Source organism: Xanthomonas sp. WHRI 7945 (assembly GCF_035026585.1).
Window position 1 is genome coordinate 98,794 of the sequence record NZ_JAYIQP010000005.1, and the last position, 19,309, is coordinate 118,102.

The following is a 19,309-nucleotide window of genomic DNA, read 5'->3' on the forward strand; positions in this document are numbered from 1 at the left end:
GGCAGGGCGCGGCTTCCCTTAACATCGATCTTCTTTTCCCTTTCGTTATGGGGCGCCCGAGTCGGACGCCGTACCGGTGGGAATCACCGGTTCCCTGGAGAATTTAAAACATGTTGATCCTGACTCGCCGGGTAGGCGAAACCTTGATGATCGGCGATTCGGTCACCGTGACGGTGCTTGGGGTCAAAGGCAATCAAGTGCGCATCGGCATCACCGCGCCGAAGGATGTGGCGGTGCATCGCGAAGAGATCTATCAGCGCATCCAGCGCGGCGATGAGCCGACCTCGCACGGCGGCGGCCATGGCGATCAATCTGCCGATTGATGCGTCGAAAGGGTTTACCTGAGACCCTACAAACCGTTATCCTTCGCGCCCGGTCGCGGAATATCCGCAACGCATGAATCCGGAGTGATGCCCGAGCGGCTGAAGGGGCTCCCCTGCTAAGGGAGTATAGGGTCAAAAGCTCTATCGAGGGTTCGAATCCCTCTCACTCCGCCATTGTCAAGGAAACGCCCGCAAATCAACGATTTGCGGGCGTTTTTCTTTTTCCCGACCTTGGACACTCGCTTGGACACTTCCATGCGAGTCGCGCACTACCTCACCCGCGGCGAGACCGGCCGCTACTACGTTCGTTTGCGCATTCCTGCGGATCTGCAGGCGCGCTTCGGGCGCAAGGTCGTCAAGCGCAGCACCGGCACGACCTGCGATCGCGCCGCGCTTGGCTACGCGCTGCCGTTGCAGCAGCGCGTAGCTCAGGCCTTTGCAGTCATCAGGAACGGCAGCATGGGGTCGGAGCTGGATGAGCTCTTGAGGAGCTTGGAGGGCACTCGTCGCTTGAGCTGCTCAACGAGGGCGCCAACCCGGGCACTTGCGGCCCGCATGGTATTGCGACGCTTTGGCCGTGAGCTTCAAGGAGCGGGCCGGCTACCTCTGCGAGATCACCTGCGCAGCCCGGGCGCCTTCGCTCCTGGCTCGGTTGAGGGCGTGGAACGAACCTGGCCTGGGGTTTGGGTGGCCCCAGGCTCGGATAGTGGCGTGCCCAAGCTCAAGGCTGGTCAAGCACCGACGGCGCAGCGGCGATGAGCCGCGAAGCGGGAGGCGATGGTTCGAAGGCAATGCGGCGGCCTCCTATGGCGAGGCCAAGCGGCGCTCCCGCCGAGTCGCGCCAGGAGAGTGCCCCATGACGCGCTTGTAGGCGCGACTGAATGCTGCCTGCGACGCATAGCCGAGACGCTCTGCCACGACCTCTATCGATAGGCTTTGGTGGGTCAGCCATTGACTTGCCAACTGCATTCGCATTTCAGTCACGTAACGCAGGGGCGCGGTTCCAATGACGCTCTGGAACCGATCGGCAAACACGGATCGTGAGACGTTTGATTCTGCAGCCAGCGCTTCGACGGTCCAGTCGCGCCCGGGGTCTTTGTGTAGGGCAAGCAACGACAGCGATAGACGAGGGTCGCGCATGGCCATGACCAGACCCGATGCTCCTTCGCAACCGCGCTCGACCCAGTCACGGACGATCATGGCGGCGACTGCATCCGCCAGCCGGGCGAGTATTCCGGCAAATCCAATACGTCCGGAGCACACCTCGCGCTTCATCGCGTCGATCATCGGCAACAGCCCAGGAAACTGAGCGGCGTTGCCATCGGCCAACATCACGGTCGGCATCAACTTGCTCAACCCATGCATGCCACCTAGATCGAACACCATGCATCCGTGGAAGAGCACAGCGCTTGGCACGGGATGTGTGCTCGGGCACGTGTCTATCCCGCTCACCGCGTCGCCTAGTGGGGCTGCGTCTATCGTTTCCAAGCACTGGACTGGATGGTCCTCGTCAGACAACAACGCGTGGCCTTCTCCGCGGGGAACAAGCACGACATCCCCGGCGGATAGACGGTGTTGGCTGCCGTCCGCGCCACGAAGAATCGCATTGCCCACCGCCAAGTAGTGGAAGTAGGCATGCCCTGGCTTCAGGGGAAATCCAAGCCCAAAGGTCGGCCCGGTCTGAATGCGTCGGTATTGGACGCCATGTAACCGCATGCCGGTCAGCAGCTGACTGATCAGATCGGTGGGCTGGGGTGGAGCGTGGCTTATTGAGGCGGCCAGGGGTTTCGATCAAAAATAAAGGTCAGACAATCATAGATCATCCTGGCTCGGCTCCATAGACTCTCGGCTGCACAATTGCACTGGGAATCTTTGATGAGGAATGACGTAGTTGATGCCGCAGACACGCCTGATTCCGTGGCATGGGGTAGCGGGGAGCCATCTTCATCGGCATGGGTGGCCGTGTTTTCGCTGGCCATGGGTGTCTTTGGGCTGCTCACGGCCGAATATCTGCCTGCCAGCCTGTTGACGCCGATGGCGGCGGATCTGGGTGTGTCGGAGGCGCTGGCCGGTCAAGCGGTGACGGTCACTGCTGTGGTGGCCCTGTTCGCTGGCCTGCTTGTGCCTCGGCTGACCCGTTCGATAGACAGGCGCCGGGTGCTGTTGGGTTTCACGGGTCTGATGATCCTCTCCAACGCCCTGGTGGCGCTGTCTTCCAGCATGGGAGTCCTCCTGGTGATGCGCGTCCTTCTGGGCGTGGCGCTGGGCGGTTTCTGGAGCATGGCAGCGGCCGTGGCCATGCGATTGGTGCCGCCACAGCGCGTGCCTCGCGCGCTTTCCATCATCTTCAGCGGGATTGCGGTGGGCACGGTGGTATCCGTTCCTTTGGGGAGCTACCTGGGAGGCCTGCTGGGCTGGCGTAGCGCCTTTTGGGCTGCGACGGCGGTGGGTGGACTCACTTTTGTATTCCAGTGGTTCACCTTGCCCCGAATGGCCCCGCGTAAGGCGGCACTCCCAGAGTCGGTGGTGGGGCTCTTGCGCCGGCCAGGCGTTGCGGTCGGAATGCTGGGCTGCGTCCTGGCGCACACCGGTCAGTATTCGCTCTTTACCTATATCCGCCCAACGTTGGAGAGCCTGGGGCAGATGAGCGCTGACGGCCTGGCGCTGATTCTGCTCGGATTCGGCGTGGCGAACTTCGTCGGCACACTATTGGCCGGCTGGCTCATGGAGCGCAGTTTGAAAGTCACCTTGGTGATCATGCCTGCCTTGGTGGGCGTAGCCGCGCTCGGCATGGTCCTGTTGCCGGTGGGCGTTGGCGGGCTATCGATCCTTGTCGCGCTCTGGGGCCTGGCCTTCGGCGGCGTGCCCGTAGCCTGGTCGAGCTGGGTCGCGCGTGCGGCGCCCGATCAGGCCGAGAGTGCCGGCGGGATGGTGGTCGCCGCGGTGCAGTCCTCCATCGCAGCGGGAGCCGCCTTGGGCGGTCTGGTGTTCGGGCTGGGGGGCATCGTTGCAGTGCTCATTGTTGCCGCGGCAGTGATGCTCCTCGCTAGCCTGCTCATTGCGTTCCGAGTCAGGGTGAACTCGCCCGCGCTCTCGGCAGTTCCGGCGTTTCACATCTAGCTGTCATCAGCCCTCTGAGCAGCGCTATGCCGGCGCCTTCAGGTCGAGCGCCATATCCCACCGGTCCAGGCCCGCACCATAGCCATCTGGCACTACTTGCTTCACCACAAAGCCAAAGCGAGCGTAGAAGGCCTGTGTGTGTTGGCTGGTGTCCAGTACGACTTGTTCGACGGCCGGCCCCAGGCGCAGGGCTTCCAGCCGAGCCAAGAGCAGCATTGTCCCCAAGCCTTGCCGATGCAGCTTCGGATGGACCATGCCCCAGCAGAGGCTGGCCGTCGTGCCGTCCGTGCTGATTGAGTAACCCGCGCATGCAATCACTTCATCCGCACGCTCAACGACTTGGTAGTACCAGACAGCGGCATGGTGCGTTAGAAATCGCACGAAGCCAGGGCGTTCCTCAGCGCTGAAGAACGCCGGCACATTGCCATCGAACAGCGACAGGCAGGCGCCGAAGTCGTCAGGACGGTAGGTCCGAATCGTATCCATGCCTCCAGTTTGCCGCAGACAGGCACGCTGCACGAAGGAGGATTGCGATAGCGAGTCACCCGCGTCGACTAAAAGTGGTGTTCAGAACAGTCGATCGCTTGGCTAGCGGCCGCCCTGAAACTTGAAGGTGAAGCGAGCGGCGGATGCCGCGGCGTTCCCATCGATGGGAACGGGGGTAGCGTCCACCAGCGTCAACATGCCATCGGCAACGGGGACCGGGACGCCCAGCGTGAGGTCAATCTGCTTGGACCAGCCGCCACCGAGCACGGTTACCTTGACGATCAGCCGTCCAGCGTGAATGCATTGAACGTCGGCCGGACAGCGGCTGTCCTCGATGACGCGTTCGGGACGCACCCTGGGCCCATCGACCGCTGCAATTTCTCCCAGACGCACAGGGCCTTCGATAGGCAGGCTCGCGACGGGATCACCTGCCGCGCATCCTGCAAGCGAGATGGCCACAAGCGAGGCAAGCACCAGAGTTCGGATGGAATGGATACGTTCCATGGCGGTGGTCATGCTCGCGTGTTGTGGAGATAGAAGCCGATGGCTTCGGCAAACTGTGCTCATGTATGGTTGCCTCAATGTGATGCACCATCACTTCACCATGGTGCTCTCGCGAGCGCCAGCATGCGGTTCGTCGAGCCGCGCTGTGACTGCAGAGGATGCGGCGCGATTGCTCCCGCTCATGCCGGTTACCAGTGTTCGCGCATTGTTGGCCGTGTGCATCACTTCGCTTCCTGCGCCGCATCGGCGCGGATCTTGAACCAGATGGAATACATGGCCGGCAGGAACACCAGGGTCAGCACCGTGCCGGCGATCGTGCCGCCGATCAGGGTGTAGGCCAGGGTTCCCCAGAACACCGAGTGGGTGAGCGGGATGAAGGCGAGCACCGCTGCCAGGGCGGTCAGGATCACCGGCCGCGCACGTTGCACGGTGGCCTCCACCAGCGCCTGGCGCGCGTTCATGCCTTCATGTTCGTTGTGGTGGATCTGCCCGATCAGGATCAGCGTGTTGCGCATCAGGATGCCGGACAACGCGATCAGGCCGACCAGCGCATTGATGCCGAACGGTTGCTGGAACAGCAGCAGCGTCGGCACCACGCCGATCAGGCCGAGTGGGCTGGTCAGGAACACCATGATCATCGCCGACATCGAGCGGACCTGCAGCACGATGATCAGCAGGGTCAGCGCCAGCATGATCGGGAACAGCGGCAGCATCGCCGCCATCGCCTTGCCGGATTCCTCGATCGCGCCGGCCTCGATGATGCTGTAGCCCTTGGGCAGCGTTTCACGCAGCGGCGCGAGCGCGGCGGTCATCGCCTTGGAAACATCCGGCGGCTGCAGGCCCTCGGCAATGTCGCCGCGCACGGTGATGGTCGGAACGCGATCGCGGCGGCGCATCAACGGTTCTTCCATGCGCACGTCCACCGTACCGATCTGCGACAGCGGAATGCGTTGTCCCGCTGCACCGGTCAAGGTGAAATCCTGCACCTTGGCCGGGTCCAGGCGGGTGGTGCCGGACGAACGCGCCAGCACCTGCACGGTGCGGATGTCCTCGCGCACGGTGGTCACCGGCACGCCGTTCAGCAGGAACTGCAGCTGCTGGGCGGCACTGCTGGAGCTCAGCCCGACCGCTTGCAGGCGGTCCTGGTCCAGGCTGAAGTGCAGCGCCGGCGTGCGCGCGCCCCAGTCGCTGTTGACCGTGCGCATCGTCGGGCTGGCACGCAGTTGCGCTTCGACCTGGCTGGCGATGCCGCGCAGCACGTCCGGGTCCGGGCCGCTCACCCGGTAGGCCACCGGGAACGGCGAGTACGGGCCGAACACCAGCTGGCTCACGCGCACCTGCGCTTCCGGTGCCAGGCCTGCGGCCACTGCCGTGCGCAGCAGGTGCTTCAATGCTTCGCGCTCTTCCTGGCTGTCGGTGCGGATGACGATCTTGGCGAACGCGGGGTCGGGCAGTTCCGGCGACATCGCCAGGAAGAAGCGCGGAGCGCCCTGGCCGATGTAGGCGGTAACGATGCGGGCCTCCTTCTGCCTGGCCAGCCAGGCCTCGACCTTGGCCGTGGCCGCGCTGGTCTGCGCGATCGCGGTGCCATACGGCATCTGCACTTCCACCAGCACTTCCGGGCGATCGGAGATCGGGAAGAACTGCTTCTTCACCGCGCCCATGCCGAGGATCGCCAGCGCGAACAGCACCACCACCGAACCCGCCACCACCCACTTGCGTCCGATCACCCCGTTCAGCAGGCGGCGGAAGCGGTTGTAGCGCGGCGTGTCGTACATCGCCTGGTGGCCGCCTTCCACCTGTTTCAGCTGCGGCAGCAGCTTCACGCCCAGATACGGGGTGAACACCACCGCGACCACCCACGACGCGATCAGCGCAATGCCGACGATCCAGAACATGTTGCTGGTGTACTCGCCGGCCGTGGAACGGGCGAAGCCATTGGGCATGAAGCCGACCGCGGTGACCAGCGTGCCGGACAGCATCGGTGCGGCGGTATGGCTCCACGCGTAGGCCGAGGCGGCCACGCGGCTGAAGCCTTCTTCCATCTTCACCACCATCATCTCGATGGCGATGATGGCATCGTCCACCAGCAAGCCCAGCGCAAGGATCAGCGAGCCCAGGGTGATGCGGTCGAAGTTCTTGCCGGTGGCGGCCATGATCAAGAACACCGCCGCCAACGTCAGCGGTACCGCGGCGGCCACCACCACGCCGACCCGCCAGCCCATGCTGACGAAGCAGACCAGCATCACCACCACCAGCGCCACGAAGAACTTCACCATGAATTCGTCGACCGACGCGCTGATGTTGTCGGACTGGTCGGTCACCTTGTTCAGCGCCATGCCCAGCGGCAGCTCGCCGTTGATCGCCGCCATTTCGCCGTCCAGCGCCTTGCCGAGGTCGAGTCCATTCCAGCCATCGCGCATGACCACGCCAAGCAGCAGCGCAGGCTCGCCACCGTTGCGGATGAGGAAGGTGGCAGGGTCTTCATAGCCACGCTTGACGGTGGCGATGTCGGCCAGCTTGACCGTCTTGCCGCCAGACACGATCGGCGTGTTGCGGATCTTGTCCAGTTCGTCCAGGGCGCCATCGAGCCTGACGAATACCGTCGATCCTTTGGTGTCCACCGAGCCGGACGGAGTCAGTGCGTTCTGCCCGTTCAGTGCGGCAAACACGTCCTGCGGGCCGATGCCCAGGGTGGCCAGGCGCTCGTGGGAGAACTCGACGAAGATGCGCTCGGGCTGTTCGCCAATGATGTTGACCTTCTTGACGCCGGGCACGTGCAGGATCCGCTGGCGCAGCGTCTCCGCATCGCGGGTCAGGACACGGTGCGGCTCGCCCTTGGCCTTCAGCGCGAACAGGGCGAAGGTGACGTCGGCATATTCGTCGTTGACCATCGGCCCGATCACGCCGGCCGGCAGGTTCGCCGCCTCGTCCTGCATTTTCTTGCGCGCCTGGTAGAACTCGTCCTGCACCTGCGAAGGCGGCGTGCTGTCCAGCAGGCTCAGCGTGGTGAATGCCAGGCCGGGGCGGGTGAAGGTCTCGCTGCGGTCGTACCAGCGCAGTTCCTGCAGGCGCTTCTCCAGCTTCTCGGCCACCTGGTCCTGCATTTCCTGCGCCGTGGCGCCCGGCCAGGCGGTGACGACAGTCATCACCTTCACCGTGAAGGCCGGATCCTCGGCGCGGCCGAGCTTGAAGAACGAGACGATGCCGGCCAGCGACACCAGCAGGATCAGGAACACGGTGATGGAACGTTCCCGCACCGCCAGCGCGGAAAGATTGAAGCCGCTCACGGTGCGGGCACTCCGGCACGGGCGGCGGCCGCGCGTTCCAGAATCCGCACCGGCTGGCCTTCGCGCAGCAGGTGCGCCCCCAGCGCGGCAACGCGGTCGCCGTCCTTGAGATTGCCGGTCACGTATGCGCTGTCATCGCCGATGCGCAGCACCTTCACCGGCCGCCAGCGCGCCTTCGCCGGCTGGCCGTCGATGAGCCAGACGCCCGGGCCCTTGCCGCTGTCGCTCAGCCCGGCCAGCGGGACGAGCACGCCGCTCGCCCCGGCCGCCGCGCCCTGGCTGGGCAGCTCCAGCGTCACCGTGGCGCCCAGCGGCGGCGGCTGCTCCTGCGCATCCAGCACATAACGCGCTTCGAAGGTGCGCGACAGCGGATCGGCCGCGCTGGACAGCACCCGCAGGCGCGCAGTCTCCGGCGCGCCGGAGCGGCCATAGATGCTGGCCGTGGCGGTGGAACCCAGCGCTGGACGCACTGTCTCCGGCAACTGCACGACCGCTTCGCGCGGACCGGAACGGGCCAGGCGCACCACCACCTGTCCGGCGGCAACGACCTGGCCCGGCTCGGCCAGGGTCTGGGCGACCACGCCGTCGCTATCGGCAAGCAGCGTCGCATAGCCGCTGGCGTTGGCAGCCACCGCCGCCTGCGCCTGTGCGGCATGCAGTTCCGCCTGCGCGGTGTCCGCCGCGGCCTTGATCTGGTCGTAAGCGGACTGCGAAACCACCTGGCTCGCGGCCAGCTTTCGGTACCGCACCTCGTCCTGGCCGGCCTGCGTCGCGCGCGCCCTGGCGGCAGCGACCGCTTGGCGTTGCGCACTGGTGGCCAGGTCCAGATCGGCCGGGTCCATGCGCATCAGCGGCTGGCCGCGTTTTACGTCTTTCCCCGCATCCACCAACCGCTCCAGCACCTTGCCGGAGACGCGGAAGCCTAGGTCGCTTTGCACCCGCGCCTGGACGGTACCGGTGAAGGAGCGGGTCTCGGTGGACCCGGCACGCACGGCCTCGACCCGCACCAGTGGCGGCTCGGTCCTGGGATCCGGCTGCGCCTTGCCACTGCAGGCGGCCAAGGCCAGGGAGAGTAGGGAAAGTGACAGCAGGCCTGGAGAACGATGCCGCAGCATGGAAGAACCCGAAGAGGAACTATCGATGCCGGCATGTTGTTCCTAGTGACCAATATTGTCAATAGTCACTAACTTGGGATCAAGGCGACAGGCTTCTCAGGATCAGGCTGGAGAGCCGCGTCGGCGCCTCTTCGCTGTACTGCAGGCTGTGACGCAGCAGCAATGGATTCAGGTAGGGGCGCATGACCAGATAGATGGCGTGAGATGCCTCGTCCAGCGGCGTCTTGCGCTCGAAGTCGCCCGCGGCCCGGCCCCACTCCAGAATCTTCTGCAGGTGCGCACCCACGCGGGCCTCGTAGGCCACCGCCGTGGGCCAGCCCTCGGAGGCCGCCGCGACGGCGATCTCGTAGAGCTTCCGGTCCTCGTTGAACAATTCCACGCTGGCTTCCACGGCGACGCGGAACATGCGCCGCAGCTGCTCCGGTGCGCTGTCGGTGCTGGCGATGGCCGCCTCGATCTGCTGTTCGATGCCGCGCAGGCAGGTGCCGCAGATGGCTTCTCCGATCGACTGTTTCGAAGCGAAGAACTTGTAGATGTAGGCCTTGGAGAAGCCGATCGCCCGTGCCAGGTCGGACACGGTCGTTTTCTCGTAGCCGTAGTGGCTGAAGTGCTGGGTCGCGGCGGCGACGATCTGGTCGCGGACCTCATGGTCCCCGGGACCGCGCGTGGGCGCCGGGTTATCGGTATCGATGCTCATGCGGGCACTTTATCGGCGGGCGGTCGGGCTGGCAAATTGTGACTGGATGGAATACTGGTCACTTCCAGCTCAGGGCGCCGAATGCCGGCGCTTCAAGCGTCGATCCTGTAGGCGCCAGGGGCGCCGGCCTTGCAGCTTGCCAGGGCAAGCCGCGCCACGAACGGCGTCGGCCTGGGCAAAGTGCCCGTGGCCGAACAGCGCTGGGCTAGTCGATCGCCTCGATCCCTTGTTGCTTGAGTTGCTCGAGGTGGTCTTGCATCTCCTTGAGCCTGCCGGGGGCATGGCCCTCCCATTCCGCGACCTCGCCCAGGACGCGCAACGGTTGCCGGCAGCGGTAGGACTTGGTGGGGTTGCCCGGGAAGCGCTTGTCGGTCAGGTTCGGATCGTCTTCCATCGGTCCTGTGGGTTCCACGAGGTAGATCCTGCCGCGACCTTCGCCCATGGCCAGTTCGGCTCCCCAGATGGCCGCGTCCAGCGTGGCGGTCAGGTAGACGAAAGCGGCCGGCTTGCGTTTGCCGTAGTTGGAGGCGTAACCGGGCTCGATCAGGTCGCCCGGCTGCAGGTCGGCCTTGGTGCCGTGGTAGTACGTCTGCGTGTCCATCATCGGTGCTCCGGTTCCCTGCCGTATCGACAGGTCGGCGATGCTGCATGAAGCGCAGGGCCTTGCCGCAAGCCCCCATGCGTTATATAAATTCATGGTGGGGAGGCGCGTGGCGTCTCCCTTTTTGTTTGGGGTGTGGCGTTGCTTGGCACGGCGGCGCACTGGTCAGCATGGTGCCGATCTGGCACCAAGCGGGCCTTACCGCTGCGCAGGCGCCGGCGCCGGCGAGCGAGCGGCCGGCGCGCTGCCGGTCTCGCGGTCATAGTCGGGGTGGGCGGGATCCGTCGTGCGCGGCGCACCGCTCTTCGCGCTAGGCAGCGCGCTTTCCTGCCAGGCGCGGTGGAGCAGGTCGCGCAGCATCGCCGCGCCGTCGCCGGCGGTCAGGTAGACCATCTCGCGCCCTGCGCGGCTGCCGTCGCCGGTGAACGCGCCGGCCTTTTCCAGTTGGTAGAGCGTCTCAACCCGGCTGGTGCCGACGTCGAGATAGGCGAGGATCAGCTCGAACACGTCGCCCTGCTGGCGCGCCAGCGCCGGCATGCGTTGCAGCAGATCCTCGGCGCCGAGCCCGATGTGGTCCACGAATTCGGATTCGTAGCGGCCATGCACCTTGGGGTCGCGGGTGTAGTCATGCGGGTTGTCGCCCTGCCAGCCGTCGTGATGAATGCTGTCGTGCTGCGGTTGCGCGCCGTCGCCGATGTAGTGTCCGAACCAACTCACGTAGAACGCGCAAGTACGCTCCAGCTGCGTGCTGTCCTGGCCTTTCTCGCGCAGCGCGCGGATCTGGCGCATGGTCGCGACCAAGCGCTCATAGCCTTCCACCGCCGCGTACGGCAGCGTGCCGGTCCAGCGCACGTTCATCAGCCTGGCGCGTTCCGGATCGGTTGCGGCGATGCGTTGCTGCTCCTTGTACAATGCGATCACGAAGGCGTAGCGCGAGCGCGGCGGATGCCGCATGAACGCGAATTGCTCGCGGAACCAACCGTGGTTCGGGTCTTCTTCGATCTTGAGGAACGGCTCGGATTCGCCGCGCCAGCCGTCGGGAATGGTGGCGCCGTCGGCGATGACGTCGGCATAGGTCTGCAGGAACACCGGGCCATCGGCCGGCAGCGCCTGCAGCGCGGCGCGGTCGATCGCGGCGTGTCCGCGCTGGCCCCAGGCCAGTGCGTCGGGAGACAGCGAGCAGGCCGCGGCGAGCACGGCCCAGGCAAGGCGATACGGTTTCATGAAAGCTCCCTGGCCCTGCGGCCGCACCGTGGCCGGCGCGGCCGCGTGCGGGCCGGTCAGAAATGGTAGGTGACCACCAGCCGCGTGTTGCGCTCGAAGATCGGCCGGCCATAGATCGGTTCGCGGGTGCCCTGGCCGGAGATGGTGTCGGTGCGCGGATTGCCTTCGGTGAGCGCGAATGCGTTGGTCAGGTTGTCGACCGCGAGCTGGAAGTCCCACGGCCCGGTGCGCGCCATCAGATTGGCCGCCAGCGTGTGGTAGGCGGCCAGCTCGGTGGTGTTCTCCAGGTCCGCGTAGCGCTTGCCGACGTAGGCGTAGCGCAGCGAGGCTTCCCAGTCCAAGGCGCCGGTGCTGAAGAACAGCGTCGGTCCGGCGTTGCCGTAGAGCTTGGGTTGGCGGTTGGGGCGATTGCCGTCGACATCGATCTTGGCCACCGCGCCGTTGTTCACCACCTCCGACAGGTCCGACACCTGGGTGTCGTTGTAGGTCAGGTTGGCATCGACGCGCAGCCAGGCCGCCGGCGTCCACACCGCCGCCAGTTCGATCCCGGGGTTGGTCACGCTGCCGCGGTAGTCCTTGGACTGCGCCGCGCCGGTCACCGGATCGACCGCGCTGGTGCTGATGTTGTAAGGCGAGTACTTGGTGTAGAACGCCGTGGCGAAGACGTCCAAGGTGTCGAAGTTGAGCTTGGCGCCCAGTTCGTACTGCTCGGCCATCGGGATGTTGATGTTGCCGGCGTTGGCGCCTTCCGACGGCGCGCGATGCGCGCGCGACACGCGTCCGTACAGCCCGACCGTGTCGGTGAGGTCGTAGTTGAGCCCCGCGGTCCAGTTGGTCACGCCGACGTCCAGCGCGGTCGGCGTGCGCGTGCCGGTGAACACGCGTGCGGCGTCGTCGGCCAGCGTGTCGGCCATGTCCAGGTTGCCGGTCGCGCGGTCCATGCTCCAGGCGCGGAAGCGGTAGCGCTCGTAGCGCACGCCGCCCTCCAGGCGCAGCTTGTCGGTCACTTGCCAGGTATCGGCGAGGTAGGGCGCCAGCATGCTGGTGTAGGACTTGCCCTGGGTGCGGTCGGCGCCGTAGATCACCACCCCGTCCTGGGTGACGCCGCCGACGCGGTTGCCGGCGGCGTCGTAGGCGACCAGATCGATCATGCGCGGGTTCTGCCGGGTCTCGAACAGATAGCTCTGGTAGCGCGAGTCGTAGGAGCGCGCGTAATAGGCGCCATACAGGCCCAGGGTGACGTCGTGCTTGTCGCTGCCCCAGTCGAAGGTGCGGGTCATGCGCAGGTCGTCGGCGAACGAATCGGCGCGCACGTTCATCGCCCGGTACTGGCCCTGGATGACCAAGCCGCCGCTGCTGGCCGGGTCGAATGCGCTGCCGTCGTCGGTGTAGACGTAGCGCAGCGAGGCGGTGCCGGGGAAGGCGCGCGTCGCGGCGGCGGAGCGGCTGGTGGCGTAGGCCTGCGCATCCTGCGGCGCGTTGCTGGAATACAGCGCGTCGAAGGTCATGTCCAGGCGGTTGACGACGAACTTGTTGGACAGATTCCAGCCGCTGTCCAGCGCCATGTCCAGATTCACGCAAACGTTGTTGAACTTCATGTGGCGGCCGTCGGACAGGTCGCGGGTTTCGGCGAACGGCTGGCCGGCGTCGTCGCTGGCGACGATGCGGGCATGGCGCAGCTCGGCCGTGCTCAGCGTGCCGGTGAAGCGGTCGATCAGCGGATCCAGCGACACCGAGGTGTCGCGCGGGTCGTACAGCGGGATCGGCATGTAGAACGCGTTCTTGTCGTCCAGATGCTTGAGCGAGAACGTTACCTTGCCGGACTCGAATTTATGCGTGAGGTTCATGCGCAACTGCCCGCCTTCGTCGGCCGGGAAGTCCACGTCGCGATAGCCGTCGTTGCGGCGGACGAAGCCGCCGGCGGCCAGGTAGGTGTCCTTGCCGACCGGGCCGGCCCAGTAGCCGTCCAGTCGGTATAGGCCGGTGTCGCCGACGGTGGTGCGGACCGCGCCTTCGGGCGTGTCGCTGCCTTGCCGGGTGACGAAATTGATGATCGCCGCGGCATTGGACGCGAATACCGGCGAGGGGCCGCCGCGCACCGTCTCCACCGATTCGGTCATCAGGTCCGGCCGTACCAGGCCTTCGGTCTTGTAGAAGTAACCATTGTTGTCCGGATACGGGGAAATGCCGTCTTCCTGGATCACGGTGAACGAGCCTTCATCCGGAATGCCGCGGATGCGGTAGACGTTCTGCACTTCGCCGCCGGTGGATTCGGCGTAGATGCCGGGCATGCTGCCGACCAGGCTCGCCAGGCTGAGCGGGGCCAGCTTGTCGATCTGCTCGGCGCTCATCGAGGTGATCGCGTAGGAGGCCTCGAACTGGCTCTGCGCCTGGCCGGTGCCGGTGACGATGAGCCTGTCCATCGAGAAGATGCCGTCGTCGCCCTTGCGGCCCGCCGGCTGCGTCGTGCTTTGCTCGCTACTGTCGGTGTTGTCGGTGCGAGCGGGAGATACGGCTTGCGCTGCCGGCGCGGCCTGCTGGGCGGCGGCTTGCGACGTCGCCAGCACCAGGGCGATGCCGATGGCGGCAGCGAGCGGTCGTCGCAGCGAAAACAGGGAATCGGCGGGCGCAATGCGGGCACGCTTGGACGTCATGTGCGATGTGTTCCAGGGGGAGGGGAGAACACAGCCCAGTATGTTGTCGGCACGTTGCAGGGCCGTTGCATTGTGTCTGCGTTGCAATATTTGCGATCGCATCGCTGCGCGGCCAATCGCCGGCATGCAGGTCGCGTTGGTTTTCCGCCATGCCGGCACGTCCTTCGCTGCGCATCGCACGCACGAAAAAACCCGCCTCGCGGCGGGTTGTGTTTCGTTGCATGTCTTGCAGGAAGGCGCGCGGTGCGCGACTCAGCGCGGCAGGTCGAACAGCAGGAATTCCGTGTCCTGCGCATCTGCGAAGCGCAACTGCGCCTCGTCCACGGCCTGCGCCGCGTCGCCGGCTTTCAGTGCCTGGCCATTGACCGTGAGCGCGCCGCGGATGACCTGCACGTAGGCGCCGCGTCCGTCGGCCAGCGGGTAGTCGACGCGCTCGTCGCCGTCCAGGATCGCCGCGTAGATGCGCGCATCCTGGTGGATCCGCACGGCGCCGTCTTCGCCCTGCGGCGCGGCGATCAGGCGCAGCTGGCCGCGCTTGGTCTCCGGCGCGAAGTGCTTTTCCTCGTAGCCAGGTTCGATCCCGGCGCGTTCCGGCATCAGCCAGATCTGCAGGAAGTGCACCGGCTCGCTGGCCGAGTGGTTGAACTCGCTATGGCTGACCCCGGAGCCGGCGCTCATGCGCTGCACGTCGCCGTAGCGCAGCACCGAGCCGTTGCCCATGCTGTCCTTGTGTTCCAGCGCGCCGTCGAGCACGTAGGACAGGATCTCCATGTTGCTGTGCGCATGGGTGCCGAAGCCCTGGCCCGGCTGCACCCGGTCTTCGTTGATCACCCGCAGCGGGCCGAAGCCCATGTGGCGCGGGTCGTGGTAGTGGCCGAAGGAGAAGGTGTGGCGCGAGGACAGCCAGCCGTGCTCGGCGCGGCCGCGGGTGTCGCTGGGGCGGATCTGCAGCATGAGAAGCTCCTGATAGTGGCGGTATGTGCAAGTGGATCGATAGGCGGGGCGGCGGCGATATCGGTTGGATTTCGTGGCTGCCTTGCGGTGAGGACAAGTATCCGCACTGGTCCCGGATTTGAAAAACGGATAGATTCGGTCTCTATCATCGAAAATTTCGAATGCTCAAGATCAGCCTCGACGCCTTGCAGATCCTCGACGCCATCGACCGCCGCGGCTCGTTCTCGGCGGCCGGCAAGGCGCTGTACAAGGTGCCGTCGACCATTTCCTACACGGTGGCCAAGCTGGAGGAGGACCTGGGCGTGCAGCTGTTCGCGCGGCTGGGGCCGAAGGTGGCGCTCACCGCGGCCGGGGCCGAGCTGCTGCGCGAGGGCCGGCACCTGCTGCGCGCGGCCAGCGACCTGGAACTGCGCGTGCGCCGCGTCGCCTCCGGCTGGGAGACCGAGTTCGCGCTGGGCCTGGATTCGGTGTTCGCGCCGGACTGCCTGGCCGAGGACGTGGCCGCGTTCTACGCGGTCGCCGACCAGACCCGGCTGCGGATCGTGCAGGAATCGCTGTCCGGCACCTGGGAGGCGCTGCTGGACCGGCGCGTGGACCTGCTGGTTGGCGCGGCCGGGGAGGGGCCCAGTGGCGGCGGCTATGTCGCCGAGCCGTTCGGCACGTTGCCGTTCGTGTTCGTGGTCGCGCCCGCGCATCCGCTGGCGCAGGCGGCCGAGCCGCTCGGCCGCAGCCAGTTGGCCGAGCACCGTGCGGTCGCGGTCGCCGATTCGGCGCGGCGGCTGCTGCCGCGCACGGTCGGGCTGCTGTTCGGTCAGGACACGCTGACCGTGCCGGACATGCCCAGCAAGTACCGTTTGCAGCTGGCCGGGCTGGGCTTCGGGTTCCTGCCCGAGCCCTACGCGCGGGCGGCGCTGGCGCGCGGCGCGCTGGTGCGCAAGCAGGTCGAGGAGCCGAAGCCGGACGAGGTGTTCCAGCTGGCGTGGCGCAGCGGCGAGGAGGGCGCGGCGCTGGCGTGGTGGCGCGCGCGCATGCGCCAGCCCGGGGTGTTCGAGGCGTGGCTGGCGCGGCTGCAGTCGCGGCTGGAGTGAGCGCCCGATGGGCGGGTCTGTTCCGCCGGTGATGCGCCGTCGTGCGCGCCGGACGCCGATGACCGGAGGATAATGCCGCATCCCTTCTTCTCCCCGACGCGGGCACGGCCATGCAGGAACTGATCGCGCGTTACGGCCTGGGCCTGGTCTTCGTCAACGTGCTGGCGTTGTCGCTGGGCCTGCCGGTGCCGGCATTGCCGACCCTGATCCTGGTCGGTGCGACCTATGCACTGCTCGACGGCAGCGCGGTCTGGAGCAGCCTGCTGGCCGCGCTGTCGGTGTCGATCGCGGCCAGCCTGATCGGCGATCTGGTCTGGTTCGGCGCCGGCCGCCGCTACGGCAACCGCACGCTGCAGTCGCTGTGTCGCCTGTCGCTGTCGCGCGATACCTGCATGAAGCGGACCGAGCGCTTCTACACCCGCTGGGGCGTGCGCGTGCTGGCGGTGGCTAAGTTCGTGCCCGGCCTGTCGATGGTGTCGGTGCCGATGGCAGGGGCGATGCGGGCGCGGCCGGGCGCGTTTCTGCGCTACGACGCGCTGGGCGCGGCGCTGTGGGCCGGCTGCGGCTTGCTGCTCGGCCTGGCGTTCGCCGACCAGGTGGAGGACGTGCTGGACTGGTTGAACCTGCTCGGCACGCGCGCGGTGCTGCTGCTGGCGGGCCTGCTGGTGCTCTACATCGGCTATCGCGCGTGGCGCCGGCATACGCTGCTGAAGTCGATGGAAACGCTGCGCATCGACGTGGACGAGCTGTATACGCTGATGCAGGGCGAGGCCACGCCGGTAGTGCTGGACATCCGCGCACCGGGCTATCGCACGCTCGAACCGTATGCGATTCCCGGCGCGATGGAAGTGGACGATCGGCGCATCGACGCCATCGTCGCGGCGCTGCCGCGCGATCGCAAGATCGTCATCTACTGCGCCTGTCCGAACGAAGTATCGGCGGCAGTGCTGGCCACGCGCCTGCGCCAGCATCATTACGAGGACGTGGTGCCGCTGCGCGGCGGCCTGGATGCATGGCGCGCGGCGGGTTACGCGGTAATCGAGTTGGGTGGCGGGACGGCAGCGCCGGCGCCGGGCATCGGCGGCAAGGTCGCTGCGTAAGCGGCTGCGCGCAAGCGCTTGCGGTGCGGGCGCCAGCGAATCGAAAGGCAAAAAAAACGACAAGCGCAGGCTTGTCGTTTTTGATCTGACTGGTGCGCCCGGAGAGATTCGAACTCCCGACCGCCTGGTTCGTAGCCAGGTACTCTATCCAACTGAGCTACGGGCGCGTCGTCAGGCGCGGGATTATTCCCGAGTTCTGCCGATCCGTCTACACCGGCATGCGCCGATGCGCGGAACGGCCGATGGCCGTGCGCGGCGATGTAGGTCGCATGCTCGCGAATGGCCGGCGGACACGCAAAAAAAAACGACAAACCGAGTTTGTCGTTTTTGATCTGACTGGTGCGCCCGGAGAGATTCGAACTCCCGACCGCCTGGTTCGTAGCCAGGTACTCTATCCAACTGAGCTACGGGCGCGTCGTCAGGAGCGGAATTATTACCGAGTCCCCCGGACCCGTCAATGCCCTTCGCGGAAAAAATTCATCCTGCGGCGCCGAGCAGGGCCTGCGCCACCGCCGCCGGCCGCTGCATCCAGGCGAAATGGTCGGCCGTGGCGCCCAGTTGCGCCGCATCCAGCGGCTGCACCTGGAGCCTGCGCGGCGCCAGCTTGCGCACAAAGGCGCGCAGCGAGGTTTCCGGTCCCATCCAGTCGTCCTGCAGCAGCACGCCGCGCACCGGTGTGGTGAGTTGCGCCAGCAGCGCTTCCAGATCGGCGGTCATGCCCGCGGCCGCATAGCGACCGCTCAGGCCCACGCGCGTCCAGTCCGCGATCAGGCTGCGCGCCTCGGTGCCGCCGAAGCCGAGCCGGCGTCCGTGCAGCACGCCCTGGCGCTGCGCCAGCCATGCCATCAAGCGGTACGCCAGCGGCAGCAGATAGCGGCGCGGCGCGGCGAAATGGCGCCAGTGCGGCGTGCCGCTGGCGACCAGCCACAGCTGCGCGAAGGCCTGCGGATGCAGCGCGGCGTAGCAGCAGGCCAACTGCCCGCCGAGGCTGTGGCCGCCGACGGTCAGCGGCAGCGCGCTGTGCTGCGCGGCCGCCGCGTGGCTGGCCGGCAGGTCCTCGCACAGCAGTTGCCGATAGCCCCAGTCGCAGGCGCGCGACGGGCGCAGCGTGCTGCTGCCGTTGCCGCGCCATTCGTGCAGGAACACGGCCACGCCGCGTGCGGCCAGCGCCTCGGCCAGCGGCAGGTAGTGGCGCGCGGCCACGCCCAGCGCAGGCAGCCACAGCAGCGCCTGGCGCGGCGCGGCGGGAATGCGCGTCAGCACGCTCCAGCGATGGCCGTCGCCGGCGCTGGCCGGCAGCGCCTGGTCCGTCATCGCCTGCACGCTCATGCGCCGCGCGCTGCGCCGAAGTGGTCCAGCACCACCACATCGCCGCGGCCGGGGCGGTAGCCGCCCTGCAGCGCGCGGGCGACGTAGTCGATCGCCGCTTCGCAGGCCACCGGCAACGCCAGGCCCTGGCACAGCTGCGCGGCGATCGCCGAGGCGAGGGTGCAGCCGGTGCCGTGCGCCTGCAGCGCCAGCCGCGCGTGGCTGAATTCGCTGCGGCTGACGCCGTCGTCGTAGCGGTCGATCACCCGGTGGCCTTCGGCCAGGTGGCCGCCCTTGAGCAGCACCGCCTGCGCGCCGGCCTCCAGCAGCGCGGCGGTGGCGTGCTCGGCATCGTCGGCGTTCTCGATCGGACGGCCCAGCAGCAGCTGCGCTTCCGGCGTGTTCGGGGTGACCAGCGTCGCCAGCGGCAGCAGGCGGCTGCGCAGCGCATCCAGCGCATCGTCTTCGAGCAGCTTGGCGCCGCTGGTGGCGACCATCACCGGGTCCAGCACCACGAACGGCGGGCGGTACTGCTCCAACGCGTCGGCGACCAGATGGATCACCGCGGCATTGGCGAGCATGCCGAGCTTGACCGCGGCGATGTCGAAATCGGCGAAGCAGGCGTCGATCTGCGCGCGCAGGAACGCCAGCGGCGGCACGTGCACGGCGCTGACCCCGCGGGTGTGCTGCGCGGTCAGCGCGGCGATCGCCGACAGCCCGTGCACGCGATGCGCGGCGAAGGTCTTCAGGTCGGCCTGGATGCCGGCGCCGCCGCCCGAGTCGGTGCCGGCGATGCTGAGGGCGGAGACGACGGTGGGTTCGCTCATGTGCCGATTGTGCAGCGC

At 66.9% G+C, this 19,309-nt stretch carries 17 protein-coding genes and 3 tRNA genes; 6 read left to right on the forward strand and 14 right to left on the reverse strand.

The window, feature by feature from the left end; translation table 11 throughout:
• The first annotated feature begins 110 nt into the window (after positions 1–110).
• The 3 genes from csrA (at position 111) to VDQ83_RS05965 (ending at position 1,082) form a co-directional block, all read left to right on the forward strand.
• Positions 111–323 (forward strand): carbon storage regulator CsrA, encoded by a 213-nt coding sequence (gene csrA / locus VDQ83_RS05955; RefSeq protein WP_263109581.1) that lies wholly within the window; start codon positions 111–113, stop codon positions 321–323.
• An 81-nt stretch (positions 324–404) separates the two neighbouring features.
• A tRNA-Ser gene (locus VDQ83_RS05960) sits at positions 405–497 on the forward strand.
• 81 nt (positions 498–578) lie between these two features.
• A complete protein-coding gene (locus tag VDQ83_RS05965; RefSeq protein ID WP_455434288.1) occupies positions 579–1,082 on the forward strand; it encodes a DUF6538 domain-containing protein in 504 nt (167 codons plus the stop codon).
• Between the two features lie 45 nt (positions 1,083–1,127).
• Here the strand turns inward: VDQ83_RS05965 and VDQ83_RS05970 are convergent, their stop codons facing one another.
• Entirely contained in the window at positions 1,128–2,105 is a 978-nt protein-coding gene (locus VDQ83_RS05970) for an AraC family transcriptional regulator (protein ID WP_455434289.1), read from the reverse strand.
• A 180-nt stretch (positions 2,106–2,285) separates the two neighbouring features.
• Between VDQ83_RS05970 and VDQ83_RS05975 the strand changes: the two genes are divergently transcribed.
• Complete coding sequence (locus VDQ83_RS05975; protein ID WP_455434206.1) at positions 2,286–3,443, forward strand: MFS transporter; 1,158 nt, start codon at positions 2,286–2,288, stop codon at positions 3,441–3,443.
• 24 nt (positions 3,444–3,467) lie between these two features.
• On the opposite strand, the gene VDQ83_RS05980 is transcribed toward VDQ83_RS05975, so the two are convergent.
• From VDQ83_RS05980 to VDQ83_RS06020, 9 genes are all read right to left on the reverse strand, one after another.
• Positions 3,468–3,929 carry a GNAT family N-acetyltransferase gene (locus VDQ83_RS05980; RefSeq protein ID WP_455434207.1) on the reverse strand — a complete coding sequence of 154 codons (462 nt, stop codon included), beginning with the start codon at positions 3,927–3,929 and terminating at the stop codon, positions 3,468–3,470.
• 102 nt (positions 3,930–4,031) lie between these two features.
• Complete coding sequence (locus tag VDQ83_RS05985; protein ID WP_455434208.1) at positions 4,032–4,445, reverse strand: hypothetical protein; 414 nt, start codon at positions 4,443–4,445, stop codon at positions 4,032–4,034.
• 209 nt (positions 4,446–4,654) lie between these two features.
• On the reverse strand, positions 4,655–7,723 hold the full coding sequence (locus VDQ83_RS05990; RefSeq protein WP_455434209.1) for an efflux RND transporter permease subunit: 3,069 nt from the start codon (positions 7,721–7,723) through the stop codon (positions 4,655–4,657).
• The gene (locus VDQ83_RS05995; protein WP_455434210.1) at positions 7,720–8,838 is read right to left on the reverse strand and encodes an efflux RND transporter periplasmic adaptor subunit; all 1,119 of its coding nucleotides are present in this window, start codon (positions 8,836–8,838) and stop codon (positions 7,720–7,722) included. Before VDQ83_RS05995 ends, VDQ83_RS05990 begins: the two co-directional genes overlap by 4 nt.
• Positions 8,839–8,917: 79 nt before the next feature.
• On the reverse strand, positions 8,918–9,535 hold the full coding sequence (locus VDQ83_RS06000; protein ID WP_455434211.1) for a TetR/AcrR family transcriptional regulator: 618 nt from the start codon (positions 9,533–9,535) through the stop codon (positions 8,918–8,920).
• A gap of 205 nt (positions 9,536–9,740) precedes the next feature.
• Positions 9,741–10,139: an NAD(+)--rifampin ADP-ribosyltransferase gene (arr, locus tag VDQ83_RS06005; protein WP_455434212.1), complete on the reverse strand. Its 399-nt coding sequence runs from the start codon at positions 10,137–10,139 to the stop codon at positions 9,741–9,743.
• 195 nt (positions 10,140–10,334) lie between these two features.
• The gene (locus tag VDQ83_RS06010) at positions 10,335–11,360 is read right to left on the reverse strand and encodes a nuclease (protein ID WP_455434213.1); all 1,026 of its coding nucleotides are present in this window, start codon (positions 11,358–11,360) and stop codon (positions 10,335–10,337) included.
• A gap of 56 nt (positions 11,361–11,416) precedes the next feature.
• On the reverse strand, positions 11,417–14,014 hold the full coding sequence (locus tag VDQ83_RS06015; protein ID WP_455434214.1) for a TonB-dependent receptor: 2,598 nt from the start codon (positions 14,012–14,014) through the stop codon (positions 11,417–11,419).
• Between the two features lie 252 nt (positions 14,015–14,266).
• Positions 14,267–14,968, reverse strand: coding sequence for a pirin family protein (locus VDQ83_RS06020; protein ID WP_455434215.1), 702 nt, complete (start codon positions 14,966–14,968; stop codon positions 14,267–14,269).
• A 161-nt stretch (positions 14,969–15,129) separates the two neighbouring features.
• On the opposite strand from VDQ83_RS06020, the gene VDQ83_RS06025 reads away from it, so the two are divergent.
• On the forward strand, positions 15,130–16,056 hold the full coding sequence (locus VDQ83_RS06025) for a LysR substrate-binding domain-containing protein (RefSeq protein ID WP_455434216.1): 927 nt from the start codon (positions 15,130–15,132) through the stop codon (positions 16,054–16,056).
• A gap of 110 nt (positions 16,057–16,166) precedes the next feature.
• Positions 16,167–17,156: a DedA family protein/thiosulfate sulfurtransferase GlpE gene (locus VDQ83_RS06030; RefSeq protein WP_455434217.1), complete on the forward strand. Its 990-nt coding sequence runs from the start codon at positions 16,167–16,169 to the stop codon at positions 17,154–17,156.
• 90 nt (positions 17,157–17,246) lie between these two features.
• Here VDQ83_RS06030 and VDQ83_RS06035 read toward each other — a convergent pair.
• The 4 genes from VDQ83_RS06035 to thiD form a co-directional block, all read right to left on the reverse strand.
• Positions 17,247–17,323: transfer RNA gene (locus VDQ83_RS06035), tRNA-Arg, on the reverse strand.
• Between the two features lie 170 nt (positions 17,324–17,493).
• Positions 17,494–17,570: transfer RNA gene (locus VDQ83_RS06040), tRNA-Arg, on the reverse strand.
• A gap of 63 nt (positions 17,571–17,633) precedes the next feature.
• Positions 17,634–18,485 carry an alpha/beta hydrolase family protein gene (locus VDQ83_RS06045; protein ID WP_455434218.1) on the reverse strand — a complete coding sequence of 284 codons (852 nt, stop codon included), beginning with the start codon at positions 18,483–18,485 and terminating at the stop codon, positions 17,634–17,636.
• Positions 18,482–19,291, reverse strand: a complete 810-nt coding sequence (gene thiD, locus VDQ83_RS06050; protein ID WP_455434219.1) for a bifunctional hydroxymethylpyrimidine kinase/phosphomethylpyrimidine kinase — start codon at positions 19,289–19,291, stop codon at positions 18,482–18,484. The genes VDQ83_RS06045 and thiD overlap by 4 nt, the downstream gene beginning before the upstream one ends.
• Positions 19,292–19,309: the final 18 nt, after the last annotated feature.

Bases quoted from the DNA above. Each gene is read 5' to 3' on its own strand.
- csrA (WP_263109581.1), top strand. From the start codon at position 111: ATGTTGATCCTGACTCGCCGGGTAGGCGAAACCTTGATGATCGGCGAT.
- VDQ83_RS05965 (WP_455434288.1), top strand. From the start codon at position 579: ATGCGAGTCGCGCACTACCTCACCCGCGGCGAGACCGGCCGCTACTAC.
- VDQ83_RS05980 (WP_455434207.1), bottom strand. From the start codon at position 3,929: ATGGATACGATTCGGACCTACCGTCCTGACGACTTCGGCGCCTGCCTG.
- VDQ83_RS05985 (WP_455434208.1), bottom strand. From the start codon at position 4,445: ATGACCACCGCCATGGAACGTATCCATTCCATCCGAACTCTGGTGCTT.
- VDQ83_RS05995 (WP_455434210.1), bottom strand. From the start codon at position 8,838: ATGCTGCGGCATCGTTCTCCAGGCCTGCTGTCACTTTCCCTACTCTCC.
- VDQ83_RS06000 (WP_455434211.1), bottom strand. From the start codon at position 9,535: ATGAGCATCGATACCGATAACCCGGCGCCCACGCGCGGTCCCGGGGAC.
- arr (WP_455434212.1), bottom strand. From the start codon at position 10,139: ATGATGGACACGCAGACGTACTACCACGGCACCAAGGCCGACCTGCAG.
- VDQ83_RS06010 (WP_455434213.1), bottom strand. From the start codon at position 11,360: ATGAAACCGTATCGCCTTGCCTGGGCCGTGCTCGCCGCGGCCTGCTCG.
- VDQ83_RS06015 (WP_455434214.1), bottom strand. From the start codon at position 14,014: ATGACGTCCAAGCGTGCCCGCATTGCGCCCGCCGATTCCCTGTTTTCG.
- VDQ83_RS06020 (WP_455434215.1), bottom strand. From the start codon at position 14,968: ATGCTGCAGATCCGCCCCAGCGACACCCGCGGCCGCGCCGAGCACGGC.
- VDQ83_RS06025 (WP_455434216.1), top strand. From the start codon at position 15,130: ATGCTCAAGATCAGCCTCGACGCCTTGCAGATCCTCGACGCCATCGAC.
- VDQ83_RS06030 (WP_455434217.1), top strand. From the start codon at position 16,167: ATGCAGGAACTGATCGCGCGTTACGGCCTGGGCCTGGTCTTCGTCAAC.
- VDQ83_RS06045 (WP_455434218.1), bottom strand. From the start codon at position 18,485: ATGAGCGTGCAGGCGATGACGGACCAGGCGCTGCCGGCCAGCGCCGGC.
- thiD (WP_455434219.1), bottom strand. From the start codon at position 19,291: ATGAGCGAACCCACCGTCGTCTCCGCCCTCAGCATCGCCGGCACCGAC.